The sequence below is a fragment of the Catenulispora acidiphila DSM 44928 genome (assembly GCF_000024025.1).
GTDB lineage: Bacteria > Actinomycetota > Actinomycetes > Streptomycetales > Catenulisporaceae > Catenulispora > Catenulispora acidiphila.
The window spans coordinates 7,987,783-8,006,290 of the sequence record NC_013131.1 but is presented as its reverse complement, the minus strand read 5'-3'; the positions used below and the strand labels follow the sequence as shown (position 1 = coordinate 8,006,290).

Annotated in this window: 17 protein-coding genes and 3 pseudogenes; 11 read left to right on the top strand and 9 right to left on the bottom strand. The window is 66.2% G+C overall.

Annotated features, from left to right (window positions below):
* Positions 1-900: 900 nt before the first annotated feature.
* From CACI_RS34325 to CACI_RS34315, 3 genes are all read right to left on the bottom strand, one after another.
* A complete protein-coding gene (locus CACI_RS34325) occupies positions 901-1,260 on the bottom strand; it encodes an ASCH domain-containing protein (protein ID WP_015795493.1) in 360 nt (119 codons plus the stop codon).
* Between the two features lie 479 nt (positions 1,261-1,739).
* Positions 1,740-2,303: an ImmA/IrrE family metallo-endopeptidase gene (locus tag CACI_RS50530; protein ID WP_015795492.1), complete on the bottom strand. Its 564-nt coding sequence runs from the start codon at positions 2,301-2,303 to the stop codon at positions 1,740-1,742.
* 8 nt (positions 2,304-2,311) lie between these two features.
* The gene (locus CACI_RS34315; RefSeq protein WP_015795491.1) at positions 2,312-2,794 is read right to left on the bottom strand and encodes a helix-turn-helix domain-containing protein; all 483 of its coding nucleotides are present in this window, start codon (positions 2,792-2,794) and stop codon (positions 2,312-2,314) included.
* A gap of 203 nt (positions 2,795-2,997) precedes the next feature.
* Here CACI_RS34315 and CACI_RS34310 point away from each other — a divergent pair, with 203 nt between their 5' ends.
* From CACI_RS34310 to CACI_RS34280, 7 genes are all read left to right on the top strand, one after another.
* Entirely contained in the window at positions 2,998-3,912 is a 915-nt protein-coding gene (locus CACI_RS34310; protein ID WP_015795490.1) for an AAA family ATPase, read from the top strand.
* Positions 3,909-4,373: a hypothetical protein gene (locus tag CACI_RS34305; protein ID WP_143765505.1), complete on the top strand. Its 465-nt coding sequence runs from the start codon at positions 3,909-3,911 to the stop codon at positions 4,371-4,373. The genes CACI_RS34310 and CACI_RS34305 overlap by 4 nt, the downstream gene beginning before the upstream one ends.
* Positions 4,374-4,375: 2 nt before the next feature.
* Complete coding sequence (locus CACI_RS34300) at positions 4,376-4,894, top strand: hypothetical protein (protein WP_015795488.1); 519 nt, start codon at positions 4,376-4,378, stop codon at positions 4,892-4,894.
* Positions 4,894-5,775, top strand: a complete 882-nt coding sequence (locus tag CACI_RS34295) for a CBASS oligonucleotide cyclase (protein WP_015795487.1) — start codon at positions 4,894-4,896, stop codon at positions 5,773-5,775. The genes CACI_RS34300 and CACI_RS34295 overlap by 1 nt, the downstream gene beginning before the upstream one ends.
* Positions 5,772-6,692 carry an S-4TM family putative pore-forming effector gene (locus tag CACI_RS34290; protein ID WP_015795486.1) on the top strand — a complete coding sequence of 307 codons (921 nt, stop codon included), beginning with the start codon at positions 5,772-5,774 and terminating at the stop codon, positions 6,690-6,692. The genes CACI_RS34295 and CACI_RS34290 overlap by 4 nt, the downstream gene beginning before the upstream one ends.
* A gap of 116 nt (positions 6,693-6,808) precedes the next feature.
* Positions 6,809-7,702 (top strand): PIN domain-containing protein, encoded by an 894-nt coding sequence (locus tag CACI_RS34285; protein WP_015795485.1) that lies wholly within the window; start codon positions 6,809-6,811, stop codon positions 7,700-7,702.
* Between the two features lie 81 nt (positions 7,703-7,783).
* Complete coding sequence (locus tag CACI_RS34280) at positions 7,784-8,401, top strand: hypothetical protein (protein ID WP_015795484.1); 618 nt, start codon at positions 7,784-7,786, stop codon at positions 8,399-8,401.
* A 530-nt stretch (positions 8,402-8,931) separates the two neighbouring features.
* Here the strand turns inward: CACI_RS34280 and CACI_RS54695 are convergent.
* Positions 8,932-9,042: pseudogene (locus CACI_RS54695) on the bottom strand (IS630 family transposase); the annotation flags it as partial.
* 176 nt (positions 9,043-9,218) lie between these two features.
* Here CACI_RS54695 and CACI_RS50525 point away from each other — a divergent pair.
* The gene (locus CACI_RS50525) at positions 9,219-10,091 is read left to right on the top strand and encodes a hypothetical protein (RefSeq protein ID WP_143765503.1); all 873 of its coding nucleotides are present in this window, start codon (positions 9,219-9,221) and stop codon (positions 10,089-10,091) included.
* A 174-nt stretch (positions 10,092-10,265) separates the two neighbouring features.
* On the top strand, positions 10,266-10,616 hold the full coding sequence (locus tag CACI_RS54495) for an HNH endonuclease (protein WP_041540642.1): 351 nt from the start codon (positions 10,266-10,268) through the stop codon (positions 10,614-10,616).
* A gap of 285 nt (positions 10,617-10,901) precedes the next feature.
* Here the strand turns inward: CACI_RS54495 and CACI_RS46455 are convergent, their stop codons facing one another.
* Together CACI_RS46455 and CACI_RS34265 are read right to left on the bottom strand one after the other, a co-directional pair.
* Positions 10,902-11,672 carry an alpha/beta hydrolase gene (locus CACI_RS46455; RefSeq protein ID WP_015795482.1) on the bottom strand — a complete coding sequence of 257 codons (771 nt, stop codon included), beginning with the start codon at positions 11,670-11,672 and terminating at the stop codon, positions 10,902-10,904.
* Between the two features lie 35 nt (positions 11,673-11,707).
* A complete protein-coding gene (locus CACI_RS34265; protein WP_015795481.1) occupies positions 11,708-12,433 on the bottom strand; it encodes a glycosyltransferase family 2 protein in 726 nt (241 codons plus the stop codon).
* A 199-nt stretch (positions 12,434-12,632) separates the two neighbouring features.
* Here CACI_RS34265 and CACI_RS46450 point away from each other — a divergent pair, with 199 nt between their 5' ends.
* Complete coding sequence (locus CACI_RS46450; RefSeq protein ID WP_015795480.1) at positions 12,633-16,637, top strand: nSTAND1 domain-containing NTPase; 4,005 nt, start codon at positions 12,633-12,635, stop codon at positions 16,635-16,637.
* A gap of 24 nt (positions 16,638-16,661) precedes the next feature.
* Here CACI_RS46450 and CACI_RS34255 read toward each other — a convergent pair whose 3' ends face one another.
* The 3 genes and pseudogenes from CACI_RS34255 to CACI_RS54485 all read right to left on the bottom strand — a co-directional run.
* Positions 16,662-17,108 carry an nSTAND1 domain-containing NTPase gene (locus CACI_RS34255; RefSeq protein WP_041540641.1) on the bottom strand — a complete coding sequence of 149 codons (447 nt, stop codon included), beginning with the start codon at positions 17,106-17,108 and terminating at the stop codon, positions 16,662-16,664.
* 223 nt (positions 17,109-17,331) lie between these two features.
* Positions 17,332-17,481, bottom strand: a pseudogene (locus tag CACI_RS54490) (hypothetical protein); the annotation flags it as partial.
* A gap of 88 nt (positions 17,482-17,569) precedes the next feature.
* Positions 17,570-17,800 (bottom strand): annotated as a pseudogene (locus CACI_RS54485) (helix-turn-helix domain-containing protein); the annotation flags it as partial.
* 211 nt (positions 17,801-18,011) lie between these two features.
* Between CACI_RS54485 and CACI_RS34250 the strand changes: the two are divergent.
* Complete coding sequence (locus CACI_RS34250) at positions 18,012-18,338, top strand: hypothetical protein (RefSeq protein ID WP_015795479.1); 327 nt, start codon at positions 18,012-18,014, stop codon at positions 18,336-18,338.
* Positions 18,339-18,508 lie beyond the last annotated feature (170 nt).

The window sequence follows — 18,508 nt, the reverse complement described above, 5'->3', positions numbered from 1 at the left end:
CCCTCGAGCCCGTCGCAGGGCTCGAACTCCCCCCGGGCAGCGCAAAGCTATCCGGTCTCGGACTTCGCCCGCACCCGTTTGGCATGATTGCCGCAGGTTTGGCTCCGCGGGCGATCAGCTCGTAATGCGGGATCTGTCTGTAGCGGTTTGAAGTGGCCCGGGCGTGGCGGTTTGAAGCGGCCCTGGGCCAGTTGCGCTCGTGGGTGTTTTCCCTGGAGGCGGTCTGGACTGGCCCACCCGGCCTGGCTGACGGGCAAGGCGGACATCGTGTGGCCCGAGCCAGACCGGTGGAAGCCGTTTGAGGGAGTCGGCCCTTGCCCTCCGCCACAACCGTCATCGCCATGGGTGCCGGCAGCCCCGTCAGTGCGGCTGCCGTCGTCACCGTTGCCGGCCGAGCCCGGGCCACACCGATCGGAACCCGGCCGCGGGCAGACCCGCGGCCGCTTCAAGCCGCCACACCCGGGCCACTTCCGCAACAGACAATGGGCCGGACCAAGATGAGCTGGCCCGGCGGCGCATCGACGTGGCGCTGGGTTCGGCAGCTGGACCCGCGGACCAGGGGGTTGCTTGCGGAAACGGGGACACACATGGGGCACAAACAGCGACTGGCAATGATCCACAGCGAGCCACAGTGAGACATCGGCTGCCATGATCCGACCCCGAAAAACCAGCAATGACCTGGCCCTTAAGCGCTGCACCAGCTGCTTAGGGCCAGGCCACTCTGTTATGAAGTGGGGCGTGAGGGGCCCGGTTCCACCGTCTGTGATCAAGGCCCTGAGCTGCCGTTATGCTTCCCAATCGTGCGGCTTCAAGACATGTGGGACACGGATGGGACAAGACGTGGTCTGCGGGGCCAGCGAGCGCTGACTGAGCCTTTGAGTGAGGGTGTTGTAAGCCTGATCAGGCGAGTTCGATTTCGATAGCCAGGACGCCGAGGGCTTCCTTCTCCGGGCTGTAGATCCGGCGCATGTCGACGAGTTGCTGCTCATGTGGACTGTCAGGATTGACCCGCGCGGCGTCCTCGGCGTCGAGCATTTGCTCGAACGAGGTGTAGCGGGCCACGCGCTTAACGCGCGTTAGAACGCTGTCTGTGTCGTAAATAAAGCGGATGTGGTCACCTGTGGTCAGGCTGCGCAACTTGGGGTAATGGACGCGGACCTCGATGGTCTTGCGGCCGGAGGCGACCATGTCGAAGTATCGGCGATACAGGTTCATCTCGTACGTGCAAAACGTGGTATCGGTGGTGGGCCGGGTAGTCATGAAGCGGTCGCTCCCAGAATGCGTAGACGTTGAGACCTGGACGAAGAGGTACATGGTCTGCTTTTCCGGCACTGGCAGGTTGCTTATCGGCTGGCCGTGATGTCTTCTTAGTGCCCGCACCTGAGCCGCCATGGCTAGTTAACGCAGAAATGGCTATTCGCGTACCGGACGGTGGCGCCGACTGCTCGTCGATTGTCGGGCTAGTACGGCGCGGAAGCAGCAGCGCTGCCAGCCGGTGCCCGCACTGACACTGCCCGGCATAGGTGCTACTGAAGCTGGTGTCTGATAAGTGTCGAAGGCTGAAGTCTTCAAAACGGGGTTGATTGGCTGAGTGTTGTCGATGAGCCAGAGCTGGTGCACCCATGCAGGCTGGGCATGTTAGGTCTCACGACCTGCATGGGTGCACCAGGACGCCGGTTCAGTCTCAGTTGCGATGGCCGAGCGCGAGACGACTGCAGGGTTGAGAATACATATATATGCTATGGGCGCCTTTGCGGGGATCTGCGTGCTTGCATCATGACGCCGCTGGCATTGAGCCTGAAGCGAGCCATTGAAATGCTTACGTGATACTTGTGGGCAATGGCTTCTGGGGTTGCCTTGGCGTAAGCCTCGCGAAGTAATAGTGGCCGAGGTAGGAGCAGACAGCCGGCAAGCCAGTTCGCTTCCTCCTCCTGCTCGGGATCGCATGCGAAGAAGGTGTTTCCTCCGATTTTTTGGAGGTCGCGCAGTCGGTGGCCGAGGAGGATGTGGGCGAGTTCGTGAGCGATGTCGCTGTTGGTGCGTCCCGGCTCGCTGAGGGGGTTGTATACGGCGACGGTGTCGCCGTCGGGCATGTTGAAGGTGGCTGCGGAGAATGCTCCTGGTTGGAGTCGTTCAAGTTCTTCCAGGGCTGAGCGATCCACTAGGTCGCTGGCGCTGTACACCCGGACTCCGAGGTTCTCAGCAAGATCGAAGATCTTCAGGGGATCGACGGGCTGGAGGCCAAGCTGTGCGCGCTGCCGTTCGGCCAGGCGCTCGGCCTCGGTTTTGAAACCTCTTCGCACGGTCGGTCCTACCTGTCCTCGGCCGAAGGGGCGCCGCCAGAGCGTGACTCGAGTTTGGCTTGGATGGTTTCCAGCAGCTCGCCCAGCGCGCGAGCGGCCTGCGGGGTGAAGGTACTGGCCGCTCGCAGGTGAACCTGGACGGCGCCAGCCGGCTCGGCCATGGTGTCGTAAAGGTCGCGCACAAGGGCCGCGATCCGTCCCGCGGCGGCGTCGGAGAGATTCGGGTCGCGCGCGAGGTGGTAAGCGATGAGCTCCGGAGTGCTCTCGGTACGTACGCGCGGCGGCTCGAAGAACCGCTCCGGGGGCAGGCCCAACCACTCGACGATGCGTCGGAAGTTGGCGAGGTCGGGCAAGTGTCCCTTCTCGACGCGGGCGAGCGTGTTGAAAGGCACTTCGGATTCTTCGGCCGCTGCGCGGAGACTCAGTCCGCGCTCAGCACGATGGCGCTGTACGAGCCGCTGCAGCGCTGAGATGTCCACTGGGTCGTCCACTGGTCTGGTCTCCCTTCATTGTCATACCGCTCAGTACCGAACCGTATCGTGATCACGGAGAGTGATCGTTCTGGCACCGGGAAAGCTCTTGTACCTCTGCCGGTACATGCCCTACGCTCGGGAACGCAATCCTCGGAATCATGGTCTCTACCTGTGCTTCTTGAGGCCCCAAGTTTTTGTTATCGCTCTCGTAAGGTGAACGCATGACCAGCCGCACATCTTCCGCGTCGAGCCGGGCGCTGCCCGACGTCGCGTTGCCGGGTGTCGCCGACGCCCGGACGCTTCCGGACCGGCAGTTCGCCGATGCGTGGGCGAGCATCGAGTTTCCGGAAGGTGTGAAGGAGCGCCTGCTGCGTACGGTGATCGCCAAGTTCCGGCTGCGCCGGACGGTGCCGTTCGAGACGATGCCGCTGCACGGCGTGGTGTTGTTGACCGGGGTGCCGGGGGTGGGCAAGACGACGGTCGCCCGCGGCCTGGCGGACAAGACGGCCCGGACGCTGCACGGCATCGGCGACTGGGCATTCATCGAGGTCGACCCGCACGCGCTGGCCGGCTCCGCGCTGGGCCGCAGCCAGCGCGCGGTGGAGCAGTTGTTCGGGCAGACGCTGTCCGAGGCTGCTGCGGACGGGCCGCTGGTGGTGCTGCTGGACGAGGTCGAGACCTTGGCGGCTGACCGCTCCGCGCTGTCGATGGAGGCCAACCCGATCGACGTCCACCGTGCGGTCGATGCCGCGCTGGTCGGGATCGACCGGCTGGCCCAGCAGCACCCCGATGTGTTGGTCATCGCGACCAGCAACTTCCCAGGGGGGATCGATCCGGCTCTGACCTCCCGTGCCGACGCGGTCTTTCAGATTCCGCTTCCGGACGCTGTCCTGCGGCGGCGGATCTTGGAGAGTACGGCCGCGGCGGTGGCGGCGGCCTTTCCCGGGGCGCAGTCCTTGTGCGATCCGACCGTGCTGGACGCGGCCGCGCAGTTGTCGGAGGGGATTGACGGGCGCAGGTTGCGCAAGGCGGTGGCTTCGGCCTGCGCCTGGCGGCCCGAGGCGCTCGGCGATCCGGAGAACGTCACCGGCGAGGACCTGCTCGCCGCGCTGCAGGCGATGCGGGTGGAGCGGTGAGTGTGACAGCCCGGCGCGTTGCCTCCGTCCCGGCTAGGACCTCGACTGCGACCTGGCACGCCATCATCGACCTGGTCGCCCCTCTGCAGGGGCCCGCCCGTTCTGTGCTGTCGGCGGCGACGGGGGTGTGCGCGGCAATCATCTCCGAGGAGTACACACGCGACGCCCCGATCATCATCCGCCCAGCATCCGGCCCGCAGATCCGCATCTACACGGTGCACGGCGAAGACGCCCTAGAGGTGCTGCAGGACGAGACGCCGCTGTCGGTGCAGCCGCTGGCCGACCCGCAGTGGACGCTGTCCGTGCCCTGCGGTGTCGACGACATCGACGACTTCGGCCGTGTGCTGGCCGGGGACGGGCGGATCTCGCTTCGGGACCTCACCGCCGTCGCGGAGATCGACAAGTTCGCGGAACCGCAGGTCCGCGGATCGCTGACCGTCAACCTTGAGGAGCTTTCCTAGCCATGGCGACCAGCGTCCGCGTTAACACGACCACGCATGCCGCTACACACGTGGCCACGAACATGATCCGCAGCCTGAAGCAGATCATCCGCGCCGCTGGCCTGGACCCCGCCGGCCTGCTCGGCCAGTGGGCGCTCCTGGAGTCCGGGGTTAGCACATGGCTGCAGTCCGGTCACCTGACCACCCTGGTTATGGAGGTGTTCGATCCGAGCGACCGCACTGTGACGAGCCTGGTCGGGCGGTTCGACTTCACCATCGAATATGACTACGGCGCCGACTCCGACGGCGACCTGTGGCTAGACCCGGACGTGATCGACTACGTCATCCGCAAGAACGGGGCCTACCCCTCGCAGTGCGAGTACGACTTCACCGTCGTGAACAAGCCCGGCCGGCCTGCTGTGCCCGGCTGGGGCAAGGGACAGTTGCGGTCCAGCGATCACCTCACCCGGCGCACTGCCGGCACGGCGATCACGGGCGGCACGATCGGCGCCAGCATCTCCTACTACACCAGGAACAGCTGATGATGAGCATCGAGGACGCGTTCGGCAAGTTCCGAACCCGCCTGGAGACCACCGACCGCGAGAACGCCACCGCCAGCGCCCGCCAGCAGCGCATCCGGGAGCAACTCGCCAGCGACCTGGAGATCGCCGAGGACTTCCTGACCGGTTCCTACCGGCGTCAGACCAAGACCAAGCCGCTGCGCGACATCGACATCATGGTGGTCCTCCGGGACACGAACTTCCTAAACCGCGATCCCGCCGCGATCCTGAAGGAGGTCGTGCAGATCCTCGAGCCCTACTACCCGGGCCGTGTGGTCAGCGACCGCCGCGCGGTGCGCGTCGACTTCGGTGTCGCTAGAGTCACAGACCTGGACGACGAGATCATCTCCTTCGACGTGGTCCCCGCCTTCGCCGACGGCGACAATTACCTGATCCCTGATGACATCCTGGGGGAGTGGATCTCCACAAATCCGCGGATCCACGCCGAGCTGGCGACCCGTGCGAACAAGGACTTCGCCGACCAGTGGAAGCCGCTCATCAAGATGATCAAGAAGTGGAATCAGGAGAGCGGGTCGCCGGTGCAGCCCGGCTTTTTGTTGGAGGTCATGGCCCTCGACATCCTTTCGGGCCCGTGGACCGGGCGCCATCCGTACGAGCTGCGCGGCTTCTTCGCCACCGCCGCCGACCGCATCGACGAGGGCTGGCCGGACCCGGCCGGGCTGGGCCCGGACGTCTCCGACGTCCTTGACAACGATCCGGCGGCGATGGCCGTGTCTCGCCGGGCGCTCGGCGAGGCCGAGGCCGCGTGTACCCGCGCGATCAAGCATGACCAGGCTGGCCGCACCGGCGAGGCACTGGCCGAGTGGCAGCGCCTCTTCGGCTCGTTGTTCGCGAAGTCATGACCGGCCCGCACCGCCCCGTGCCCGTCGGGGCCGGGGCCGATATCAGGACCCGTCAGGACGAAATCGAACACCTTCGTCGGCTGCGCGCCTACAGCCACATGTACAACTCGGCGCAGATGTGGCGACGACTGCGGGCGGCCGGCACGTTGGCCCTGGCTTTGATTGCCCCAGTGGTCGCGGTGTTCGTGCCGTCCTCGACCGACACTCTCGCTGCGGTCGGCGCGGGGTGGCTGGTCATCGGTCGCACCGTGCTGACCCGGCTGGAGCAGCACGCCCGCGGCGACGCCGTGCGCGCGCACGAGCTGTACGACACCAAGCTGTTCCACCTGCCGTGGAACCAATCCCTGGCCGGTAGTCCGCCGTCCCCGGACGACATCGTCCGGGCGGCCGAGCGCGTTCCCGACCACGAGCGCTACCACGACTGGTACAGCATCGACCTGACCGGCGTCGCATGGCCCGGCGACGTGCTGCTATGCCAACGACAGAGCATGGTCTGGAGTCGCAGTGACCACCGCGCCTACGGCAACGCGGTCCTGGCCGCAGGTCTAGGGTGGTTCACCGCCGGCCTCGTCCTGGCCGTGGTCAAAGACCTGTCGCTGTCCGACTATCTGATCAAGATCTTCCTGCCTTGCGCGCCAGCGTTCCTGGACACCTCCGAACTGGCCCACGAGCACCGCCAGCACTCCATCGCCCGCGAACAGACCGAGAACGACATCCGCGAGTTGTGGAATACGTACCGACTCGCTCCGGATAATCTCCCGGTCGGTGAGACCCGTCGGATCCAGGACTCCGCGTTTCAACTGCGTCGCACCGGGCCACGAGTGCCAACCTTCTACTACCGGCTTCGCCGCAGCTCCTCCCAGCACGCCACCGTTACAGCGACTGCCGAACTCATCTGTCCTGAAAACAGCCCTTGAGGTCTGCTCAGGCAGCCAGCGTGGAGCCGGCGCCGTTCGCCCGGGCGGGCCAGAATACCCGAACTGTTTGCTTTTTGTTGGACCGGGGACCGGTTCGGCTGACGATGGAGAATCCAGTGTCCAAAGCGACGACGGCTCCGCCGTCATACATCGAACGGCTCTGCGCCGAGCTCGGCGCGATCCACGCCGACTACCGCGAGGTATTGTCAGCCTCGAAGATCATCAATGTTGATCCCAACCGCGGCCGCAGCAGTGGCCTCGTCGTGTTCATGAACCCGGTGGTGTGGGCGTGGGCGGGCAGCGATCCGGACCTCGACCGGGAGCGGATGGCGCTGTTGCGCAAGGTGCGCGACTGGGAGCCACGCTTCCGACTGCTGTTCCCGCACCCCACGCCAGAGGTGGCCGAACGGCTCGATGTACACATCGGACGGTTGACGCGCTGGCTCATCCGTCCAAAGCGCGACAAGATCCCCGGCAGCCTCACCGCTGCGGCACAAGCGATCGATGCCTCCGTGGAGGAGCTGCTGGCTCTCGTTAAGGTGCTGCCGCCCGACGCGTTCGCCGTGCGGCTCACGGTGGACACCAACACGCTCATCGATAACCCCGACGTCGCTGTGCACACTGCGACGTTGGGCCCGCGGTACATGGTCCACCTGCTGCCCGTGGTGCTGCGGGAGATCGACGGCCTCAAGCGCGCCGGACGCACCGAGCTCCTGCGCGACGGTGCGGCTCGGGCCGACCGTCGGCTCAAGCACCTGCGCTCCAACGGCGACGTCCTGCTCGGGGTCAAGGTCGCAGGCGACGTGCATGCTCTGTTCGAGGTTGTCGAGCCCAGGGGCGACCAGTTGCCGTCCTGGCTCGACTTGGATGTGCCCGACGACCGGTTCGTTGCCTCCAGCCTGCTGGTGCAGTCGGACCACCCCGGGTCGACGCTGTTCGTGGCGACCAGCGATATCAACCTTCAGACGAAACTTTCGCAGGTCGGCCTCCCCTACGTCGAGTTGCCCTAGCAGGGTCACGGGTGGCGACCCGGTGCAGGATGCCAGCGCAGCGCAACTGATCGGTTGGCGCCGCTGGCTAGGCTCGCCGATGTGAACCCCGAAGATGACGAACACCGCGACGCGCTGGCCGCTGCAGCTGACGACCTTGCCAATCTCGAGCTGCTCAACACCGAGTTGGCCGGTCGGGTCGCGCGCCAAGAGGACGCCAACTCTAAGGTCGATACCAAGGTCGCATTCCTGCTGGGGTTTATCGCGACTGCGACGCAGTTTCTGGCCAGCCGGCACCTGCAGCCAGAGTTGGGAGTACTGGCATTCACCTGCTACGCGCTGGCATTCGCTCTGGGCATCCCGGCCTTGGTAATTCGCCCGTACCAGGAGCTAAATCCACGGGCACTGTACGACGGGTACGCGGACAAGACGAAAACCCGGACGTTGCTGGCGCTGTGCAGCCTGCGGGTGAACATCTACGAGGCCAACGACAAGAAGCACGAGGCGAAGTCGGCGTGGTGGTGGTGCAGCCTGACGGCGACCGTGGCGGGCTTGGTCTTTTCTGTCACCGCCATCGTGGATGCTGGTACACATGACCAACTCCGCAGGACCGCCCCCGCCGTCGCCAGCCCAGTCACAGCCACCAGCCCAGTCACAACCCTCGGCGGCGCAGGCACCCGCGCTGGCGCCAGCCTCCACGGTGCGGCCCACCTACACTGACACGTTCTTCGACTCCAGCCTGATCGGCTACGTGAAGAAAAGCGACGACATTCCACGGGAGACGGCGGTGCAGCCTCCGCCCGAGCGGCGGTAGACCTCTGAACTCGGCCATGCGGAGCAGAGGCTGAGCGCCGCAGGCTGACCACCGGGTTACCGCTGAGCGTTTTGGATGCCTACGGTGCCCGGCGCGGCCTCGCGCCGGGAGTTAGGGTGCCAGCGTCGTCGGGATCGAAGCACAAGCCGGAAGCGGCTAGGTGAGGTTTCTCGGACGGACGACCAAGGGATTATGAGTCCCTTGTATTTCGCCCTCTCCTATCGGCTCTGACCAGCGACTAAGCTGTCATGCAGGCGGTTTCGCGGAGGCGCTGTGCCGCGCATTTGCCGCGCCACGCGGCGAGCACTTTTCGCGCGTCCAAGCATTCGCGGTAACCGCGGGATGCCCCCGCACACGCGGGGAGCACCTTCCGGGTCGATTTTCATCAACCAGCATCGTGGGACCAGCCCCGCACACGCGGGGAGCACACGAACTGGATCGGCCCGTTCGACTCCCCAGCAGCGAACCGCTCAGCCGCCACCATCCGGATCTGCTCCCGGAACGCCTGCCGCTCAGGCGTCAGCCCACCTCCTTGCGGATACCTCACGTCATAGACGTACTGCTGAAGCCGAGGTCTGTCAGCCCTCTACGACATCGCCCTTTGAACGTCAGTATGTGCGCCAGATCCGGCGCAAGCTCGGAGTATCCGCGCCAATGATCATTCAGGCTGTGTAACTCGCGGCATCATCGACCCTAACCACGTCGAGATTAGGGCTCATCTTCGTGTCACCAGTTTTGCAATATCTTTTGCGTCAATTGATCGATTGGCGCAAGAAGTCCAATTCGTCTACTCTCTTGATCACTCAACGTCAGCCGTGGATGAGTCAGGACACGATGATGGCAAGCAATTCGAGGTCCAACCGCACCTGCACCTCACCCGGCTACGTGCACCGCGAGATACGTGCGGGTGTTTTTCAATGCGAGGGCAGGACGAAGGAAAACCGCCGCTGCAAGAACGATGTCAGGGGAGCGTGCTTCTGCTGCGACGAGCATGGCGGCGCAGGCCGGCGCTGTTCGCATTATGTGGCGCCATCCACGTTGCTGTATGTGCCGCGGCCCCCGTCGTCAGCTTCGTCCCGCCAGGCTACCGCGTCATCGCAGCGGGCAGAACCGGCCTTCAAGGCTGCGCAGGCGGCCGCTCAGCGGACGGTGGCGACAGCCCAAGCCGCTGCTCACGTTCAGGCGTTCGTGTCTGCCGGATGGCGCGATCAAGCGCGCGAGTACTTCATCGAGAAGATGGGCGACAAGGCATGGTCGACACTTGAAGCACGGTGGCGTGCCAACCGATGCAAGAAGTTCGCCCACGTCGCAGCCGAGATCGAAGCCCGCTACGCCGCTTTCGGCAGGGTTGACGAGATCGATCAGAAGATTCCGGCCATCAGCACGCTCCTGCAACCCTTGAACCCGCTTGTCCAGTATGTACAACAATCAGTGCTCACCCTCCGCACTGCTGGTATCGCAATCTGCGCGGTCCGCGGTCTCCGTCTCCTTGACTGTCAGTGCTTCAAGGACCTGGTCGACAAGTCGTCGCTCGGTCCACATGAGATCACTTGGGTTTTGAACAGCGCTATCAGTAGAGCACCTTCGGTGCACTGACCCGGACCTGCCGGGCAGGCGCGTTGACTGCCAGTTATCCACAGGGCAACCTAGATCCGCGGCTGCTTCAGCCTGCCCGTATAACTCAACCCCGGACGCCGTAGGCGCTCGGGGTTTTCGTGCCTTCGCGTCGCGGCGCCGAGGTCGCAGGATCCTGAGACGCGGCGGTGCGCTATGCCTCGCCTTCGCCCGTGCCTTGACTGCGGAACTCTTCACCTCTACCCGTCGCGTTGCCCGGTCTGCCAGAGTCACTACGAACGCTCCCGTGACGAGTTCCGCGGCGCGGCTTCGGCTCGCGGTTACGGCTACCGCTGGCGACGGCTCACCGCGCGCGTCCTGGCCGAGCATCGCGCGGTCTACGGCAACCTGTGTCCGGGCTGGATGCGCGAGCCACACCGCGCAAAGGTTCTCACCGTCGACCACATCATCCCGCGTGCCGCCGGCGGTAGCGACGAGCGCAGCAACCTTCAAGTGCTGTGCCGGGTGTGCAATTCGACGAAGCACACGCACGTTGACACGGCCTAGCCGTATACCGAGGGCGGGTATATCTCGGCTGGTATACGTGCGCAGGACCCGGCCCCCCCAACCCCAGACACATCGCCGCGAAAGTCCGACCGGGGGTCTGAGCCGATCATGACCACCGGACGCCCGCCGACACCGACCGAGTGCAAGCGCCGGACCGGCAATCCCGGCGAGCGCGCGCTCCCGAACGCCGCCCACTCGCCGCCGCTGCCCACGCTCGCCCTCGATGCGCCCGATCATCTCGGCGACGCGGGCCGCGCCGCGTGGATGCTGCTCGCCGCGGAATGCTCATGGTTGGCGCACACCGACCGCGTCTGCTTGCACACTTTTACAGAGCAGAAAGTCCGACGCCGAGAGCAGGGCGTCGGTGACGGCCTGTGCCGTGGGCCGAGCCATCAGGTAGGCGGTGGCGGCATGTGGCCATGCCCAATTCCACACCCGGCAGTCCTCTACCTGACGGCCGTCGCCGAACAGCGGCCGTAGCCTCACCTTGGCCGCGAACGGGTCCTTCCAGTCATAAACGTTGACCCAGCGGCGCAGACCGACCGGCCAGGGATAGCGACCCGCCGCGTTCGGCGCAGTCCGGGTGCGCAGGACCGAACGGTGGAAGCCGAGCGGCGATCCCAGGCTGATCAGTGTCTGAACGCCCTGAGCTGAGGCCCGGCACAAGGTTTCGTAGGCTGCCACCGATCCGAGTGAATGCCCTATCAAGACCCGGGTGTCGGGCCCGACGCGGTCGGCGATCCGTTGCTGGACCTTCTCCCGGACACGTTGGTCGGCGAGATAGGCGGACACGTGGGTCAGGAAATCCCGGGTCCTGTTGACCCGCCGCCCGCCAAAACGACAGATGAAGTCCTGTTGGACGCCACCGCCGAACGGATCAGCCGGATCTAGCAAGTCCGCGAAACACAAGCACTCGAAATCGAGCACCGGATCTTCCGTCGTTCCAGTGCATCTCATTCCGCGAAGCAGGGCGCCGATCCATTCCTTCTCCACGCTGCGGAACGCATGGGTGCGCGGGTCGTTGCCGACGCCGCAGATTCCGATGATCCGGGCCATGGGTACGTCTCCAATGTTCGGATCCGCGAGTCGGGCTAGGCCCGTCCCGTGACGATGAGGCGGACGTAGGTCAGCGCGACTTCCATAGACATCCAGAAGCGCGCCCCGAGCCCTGGCAGCAGGCCGCGCTTGCGTTCCTTGACGATCTGCTTCACTCCGGGAAGCAGCTGGTTCCCCACCTTCAGGCCAGCCCTGCGCGCGGTCATGTTGAGAGCCGCCTCGATCTGGAATCCGCTGCGGAACCGGTCCGGGACGCTGTTCCACAGTGATCGGGTGAGCACGCGCTCCCCGCTGAGCTTGGCGACCACCGCTCGCAGGGGCCTGATGCGGTATCGAGGTAGCCAGCGCAGCCCGACCATCATGTCGGCGTCGCCGGCTAGTACTGGCGCTACCAGCGACGTCACGGCCTGCGGGGTGAGTCCGACGAGGTCGGCGTCCGCGAAGCAGAGGATGTCGCCCCGTGCGCTCCTGACAGCGAGTTCCATTGCCTCGCCCTTGCCGCCCCGGACGCTGTTGCGGATGCACCGGACGGCCGGAGGCAGCCGTTCGGATGTCCCGTCGGTCGAGCCGTCGTCGACGACGATCACCTCGTCGATCATCCGGCAGCCGAGCAGCGCGATGACGACGCTGTGGATGGTGGCGGCTTCGTTGAACGCCGCGACGATGGCAGATGTTCGGGGGTGTCTCAGCTTCCTGTCTGCCGATTGCGAGTCCTCCGGGGCCGCGGGTTCAAGTCCGCAGCTCAGGATCGGAACATTCATGGCCTTGCCCCTTTGTAAAGGTTTTTCCGGCGGGTGAACGACCTTGCAAAATCAAAGGAAAGCGGCTTTGAAAAGCGCGGAAAAGGGCTTGCGGAGCACCCGTTCAAGGTCGGACAGTGGTGGGCGGCCCACCAGTAAGGGGTCGTACAAGTTCGGACACGGAAATTCGCCGTTCCGAGATGGCGCGAGGGGTGGGTGAATGTCCGACGGAACTGCGATTTCCGGTAAGAGGGAAATCGGGCCGGAGAGTATTTCCACGCGAGCCGAGTTCGGTCGGGCGCTGACGGAGCTGCGTGAGGCGGCGGGCCTGACCATCCGTGACGCCGCCAAGGGATTGGGTCTGCCGTCCAGTACGATCGGCGGCTACCTCACGGGCCGCCACCTGCCGCCGGTGCGGTTCCCGGATCTCCTGCCCGATTTTCTCCGGATGTGCGGTGTCTCGGACCCGTCGGAGATCGAGGAGTGGGTTCGGGCGCTCTGGCGAATACGTCGGGCCAGTGGGCAACGGGCGACGGCTGGCTCACAGTCCCCCTATCGCGGACTGGCTGGCTTCCAACCCGAGCACGCCGCCTGGTTCTACGGCCGCGAGTCGCTGACCGACCTGCTGATCGGCCGGATCCTGGCCGACGAGCCGCCCGACGGCCCGGTGCTCGTCGTCGGCGCGTCCGGCTCGGGCAAGTCCTCGTTGATCCGGGCCGGGCTGATCCCGGCGCTGACCGGAGGCGCGTTTTCCGACGACGAGCATGACGCCTGGAAGGTGGTTTTGCTCACCCCTGGGGACCGGCCGTTGACCGCGCTGGCTCAGAGCCTCACGAACTTGTCGGCGACGAGTGGTGCCGATACCGTCGCGGCTCTACGTACCGATCCTGGGACGTGTCGAGGCCTCGCCCGTGCTGTCACGGACGAGCTGGACGGCCCCGGACTGGTCATCGTGGTCGACCAGTTCGAGGAGGTCTTCACCTCGTGCTCCGACGAGAGCGAGCGTGAGGCGTTCATCGCCGCGCTTTGTTCGGCGGCACGGAACCATTCTGTCGACGACGAGGGCGCGATACCGGCGGCGGCCGGCAGAGTCCAGGTCGTGGTGGGGTTGCGGGCTGACTTCTATCCGCAGGTTCTTCGCCACTCCCAGCTGGCCACGGCTCTGCAAGAAGCGCAAATCGTGGTTGCTCCGATGTCCCGCGAGGACCTGCGCCGAGCGATCATCGAGCCGGCCAGATCGGCCGGTGTGGCGTTCGAACCGGGTCTGGTCGAACTCATCCTCACGGAGATTGCCCCGCCAGGTGCCGATCCGTCCGTGATCGCGCACGACTCCGGTGCGCTGCCGTTGTTGGGTCACGCGTTACTGGCGACTTGGGAACGCCGTCGGCACGGACTCCTTACCGCCGATGAGTATCGTGCGACCGGCGGCATCCATGGGGCCGTCGCGCGAAGCGCCGAGGACGTCTTCACACGTCTTAGCCCGGCGCAGCAGTCGCTGGCTCGGCAACTGTTTCTGCGCCTCGTCCACGTCGCCGATCAGGTAGCTGATACGCGCCGTCGCGTCGCACGGCACGACCTGCTGCCCGGCTCCCCGGACACCGAGATCGACGCCGAGGGACTCCAACCGGTCCTCGACGCGTTCGTCGAGAACCGGCTGATCACCTCTTCGCGGGACACGGTTGAGATCGCGCACGAGGCACTGCTGGTTGCCTGGCCGCGGCTGCGGGCGTGGATCGACGCCGACCGGGCCGGCCTGCGGGTTCACCGGCAACTCGGAGACGCGGCGGCGGCCTGGCGTGACGCCGATCGGGACCCGCACATGCTCTACCGCGGCGTAGCCCTCGCCGCCGCGAAGGAGTGGGCTGACGACCTGACGCACCGTCTGGACCTCTATCCGTTGGAACTCGACTTCCTCGACAGGGCTGTTCGGGCCGAACAGGCCGAACGGCAGGCTCGTCGTCGCAGTACCCTGCGGCTGCGCAGGCTGGTCGCGACTTTGACAGTGTTGGTCGCGGTAGCCGGGCTGCTCGCCGGTTATGCCTTCCAGCAGAGGAACGTCGCCGCGAAGCAACAGGCGGAGGCGACCAGGCAACGCGACTCCGCCATCTCTCGCCAGGTGGCCATCGAGGCGAGCAAGGTGCGGAGCACCGACGTCACGCTCGCCGAACAGCTGGCCATCGCCGCCTTCCGGATATCGCCGACGCCCGACGCCCGCGGCGCCCTGCTCGACTCCTGGTCGACGCCGGCCGCGACACGCGTCTTCACCAAGGCCAGCGTCGTGCAATCGGTCGCGGTCACCAGCGACGCGCGTACGATGGCCACCTCCGGCGCCGGCGGCCTGGTGCAGCTGTGGGGACTGACTGATCCGGGCCGTCCGAAACCGCTCGTTGATCTGCCGACTGGCCACACGTATACGATGTTCTCGCTCGCGTTCAGTCCGGACGGTCGCACCCTGGCCGTGGGCGGCGCGCAAGGCGTGATCCGGGTGTGGAACACAACGGATCCGGCCAGGCCCGTCGCCCTGCCTCCGCCACTGACCGGCACGACCGCCACCGTCTACTCCCTCGCGTTCAGCCCCGACGGCCGGCTGCTGGTCGCCGCTGGCTCCGACGGCTCCGTCCGATTGTGGAACATGGCCGACCCGAGCCGTCCAGAGGCGATCGGGCCGCCGCTCGTTAGCTTCGGCAAGTCCGCGCAGGCGGTAGCCTTCAGCCCGAACGGCCGCGTCCTGGCCGCCGGCAGCAGGGACGGCACCGTACGCCTGTGGCAGGTGACCGGACCGACCTCACCAACGGAGCTCGGCGGCCCGCTGACCGACACGGCTCACGTCGTGTACTCGCTCGCCTTCGGTCCGGACGGTCAGACCTTGGCCGTTGGCAGTTCCGACGGAGTCGTGCAGTTGTGGAACCTCAACGATCCGACGCGGCCCACAACGTCAGGCCAGCCGCTGACCGGACCTGGGAGCTGGGTCAACTCCCTGGTCTTCAGCCCGGACGGGACGCGGCTCGCTGCCGCCGACTCCGACGACCAGGTTTGGCTATGGGACGCGGGAACCCGGCAACTCGTCACCAAACTGCCGCATCCCGCCGCGGTCACTTCAGTGTTCTACCTTCGGGACAATTCGACGCTGGCGACCGGGGACATCGACGGGATCGCCCGCCTGTGGCGACTGCCCGGACCCACCATCGAGCCGATCCCGGGCACGATCTACTCGACCGTGATGGGCCCGCACCATACTCTCGCCGTCGGATCCACGGCCACGGCGTCCCTATGGGACCTGTCCACGCCCCGGACCCCGAAGCTCCGCGGGCCGGCGATCACCTCGCCCACCGGGAAAGCCGCCTTCTCCGGCACCGTGCAGACCAGCCCTGACGGGAACACCATTGCCATTGGCAGCAACGACGGCACGGTCCGGCTGTGGGACATCACCGATCCGCGACATCCCATTCTCCTACCAGCTGTTCTCAACGGCCTTAGCACTCCGGTGGAGACCATCGCCTTCAGCCCCGACGGACACATCATCACCGTCGGCGCCGATGAGGCGACCATCCACCTCTGGAACATCACCGATCTGCGAAATCCCATAGCTCTGCCATCCATCACCGGCCCGACCAACTACGTCTTCTCCCTCGCGTTCAGCCCCAACGGCCGGGTGCTGGCCGCCGGCAGCGCCGACTACGACGTCCGTCTGTGGGACGTCAGCGACCCGGCCCGGGCCGTCTCCCTGGGCCCGGCATTGGCCACGCACACGAACTACGTTTATGCCGTCGTCTTCAGTCCGAACGGCCGCGTGCTCGCCGCGAGCAGCGCGGATGAGACCGTCCAACTGTGGGACGTCACCGACCCGGCCAAGCCGGTCGCACTCGGCCCCGCTCTGACCGGTCCCAACAGCGGAACCTACGCGGCCGCCTTCGGCTCCGGCGGCGGCCTGTTGGCCGCGTCCACGGGTGAGGGCACCGTATGGTTGTGGGACGTCACCGATCCCCGCCGACCCCGCTTCCTGGAGACCCTCGCCGAGCTCAACGGCCCGATCTTCGGAGCCGACCTGGATCCCGAAAGCACGATCCTCGTCGCCGGCAGCAGGACGAAGAACACCATCAAAATCTGGAACACCGATGTAAATCAGACAATTAATGATATCTGCGCCACGGTGGGAGACCCCATCAGCATCGCCGAGTGGAACCGCTACGTCCCCGACACGCCATACGCTCCGCCTTGCCGGTGAGAGCCGTAGCCTTTCACTGCCCGCTCAAGCTCCGCTGGCGCGGCCTGCACTGCGCGCAGGAACACCTGCCGCGCCGCCTGCTGGCGCGGGGTGGTCAGGCGGTTGTAGACGTTTTCGGTGCTGGTGGGAGACTGCGGCCCGGATGCCGCCGGTCTTGCGGTAGGCCTCCACGCTCCGCAGGCCGTGGCGTCGGCGCGCCCAGGTAGCGAGCAGCGCGTATTCGATCAGCGGGAGGCCTCCAGCATCGTGGGCGACTCCCTCGGGACCGGTCGAGGACGGGGCGGCGTCGCGGAGGAGGAGGTCCACCAGGCCGTCCTCGAAGGCGACGCCGGCTGACCGGGCCGGCTCCACGATCGCCCGGCGCAGCTCGTCGCGGGTCATTGGGGCCAACACGATCTGGTTGTGCTGGAGCAGGTGGGCCAGGGGTGGGTGGTCCAGGGCATCGGAGTAGAAATCCGCTCTGAGGCACAAGGCGCCCGTGCGAGGACGTCGCCTCCAGGAACCTCGTTCGCTCGACCGGATCCGTGCATAGTGTGACAGCTCCTCCAGCTACTCCAGCTCCTCCAGCTGATCCACGATGAGCAGCACACCGTCGGCAGTCGGTTCTGGACAGCGGGATGCCAGCGCGGCCAGGGGTTCGCTGCCTGGGGCCATCACGATCGGCGTCCATGTGTCCTGGTCCTCGTTGGCCGCGGAGCCGGCCAGCGGGGACGACGCTGGCCCGCAACACGGACGGTCCGACCACGATCACCGTGCCGGTCGTGACCAGCCGCTGAACCGGCGCGGCGGCGACCGCCTCCCGGCTGTGGAACCACGCGGCGTATTTGAGCTCGAAGGTGGCCAGCCCGCGGTACGGGGCCTCGTCGGTGTCTGCGCGGCGGGCAGAGACTCCCCGCCGGAACCCGCCACAGGGCTTGCACCCATCGGTCGATCTCGTCGCGGTCGGTGACGCCGCAGGCCCGCACCAGATCCGGCAGCAGGTCGGGAAACCGGAGCGACGGCAGGTGCCGTCCGACCAGGTAGCCGCCGACGGTGCTGATCGGGAGCTTCAGTTCTTTCGCGACGTCGCGCACTGTCAACCCGGCGGCTTCGCGCAACAGAGTCAGCTGCGCGCCGAACCCCTGACGCGTCCTGATTCCACGCGGGTCCGGCTGCCCGGCCATCTGGCTCCCCCGAACGGTCCTGACCTAGCACGATGCACTGTCCGGACTTGTACGACTTTCCAGCGGCCTCCTCGCCTCACTGTCCGGCGTTGTCCGGGTGTCGCGCAACCCCTTCTTGAGTCGGTATCTGAGGCCGTATTCATTTCGCAGGGGCCCGGCCGGATGGAGGGGAGCCGGTCCCCAGCCCACACCGATCGAGAGGGGACAGAACATGAAGAGCACCAAGACCCGTCAACGCCTGATCCGAGGCACGGGCGTCGCGGCCCTGGCCGGCGGACTGCTGGTCGCCGCAGGGCCGGCGCAGGCCGCCACCGTCATCGGGCCGATCAACATCTCAGCGCAGTGCCGGGCGCAGTACGGCCCATCATCGTCCGCCATCGTCCTCGACAGCGGCAACCCATACTCGTGGCGCTGTGCGTACAGCGGCTACCAGTACGGCGTCAACCTGGACAGCGCATGCATCAACCAGTACGGCGGCGGCGCCTTCTCCATCGCGCTCGACGTGCACAACGCCTACTCGTGGCGCTGCGCACGTTGATGACGACGTCCCCCGGCAGCGCGCACCGCCGGTAGGGAACGCCCACGCGGCTCCCCCTAGACATCACGCGCCCGGCCCCAGATTCCTGGGGCCGGGCGCGTGATGTCTAGGGGCTTTGGTCAATGGCACACGTTACCCCGGGGTAGATGGAATTTCCCTCTGTCGTCCGG

Bases quoted from the DNA above. Each gene is read 5' to 3' on its own strand.
- CACI_RS34250 (WP_015795479.1), top strand. From the start codon at position 18,012: ATGAAGAGCACCAAGACCCGTCAACGCCTGATCCGAGGCACGGGCGTC.
- CACI_RS34310 (WP_015795490.1), top strand. From the start codon at position 2,998: ATGACCAGCCGCACATCTTCCGCGTCGAGCCGGGCGCTGCCCGACGTC.
- CACI_RS46450 (WP_015795480.1), top strand. From the start codon at position 12,633: ATGTCCGACGGAACTGCGATTTCCGGTAAGAGGGAAATCGGGCCGGAG.
- CACI_RS34265 (WP_015795481.1), bottom strand. From the start codon at position 12,433: ATGAATGTTCCGATCCTGAGCTGCGGACTTGAACCCGCGGCCCCGGAG.
- CACI_RS54495 (WP_041540642.1), top strand. From the start codon at position 10,266: ATGCCTCGCCTTCGCCCGTGCCTTGACTGCGGAACTCTTCACCTCTAC.
- CACI_RS46455 (WP_015795482.1), bottom strand. From the start codon at position 11,672: ATGGCCCGGATCATCGGAATCTGCGGCGTCGGCAACGACCCGCGCACC.
- CACI_RS34295 (WP_015795487.1), top strand. From the start codon at position 4,894: ATGATGAGCATCGAGGACGCGTTCGGCAAGTTCCGAACCCGCCTGGAG.
- CACI_RS34300 (WP_015795488.1), top strand. From the start codon at position 4,376: ATGGCGACCAGCGTCCGCGTTAACACGACCACGCATGCCGCTACACAC.
- CACI_RS34325 (WP_015795493.1), bottom strand. From the start codon at position 1,260: ATGACTACCCGGCCCACCACCGATACCACGTTTTGCACGTACGAGATG.
- CACI_RS34290 (WP_015795486.1), top strand. From the start codon at position 5,772: ATGACCGGCCCGCACCGCCCCGTGCCCGTCGGGGCCGGGGCCGATATC.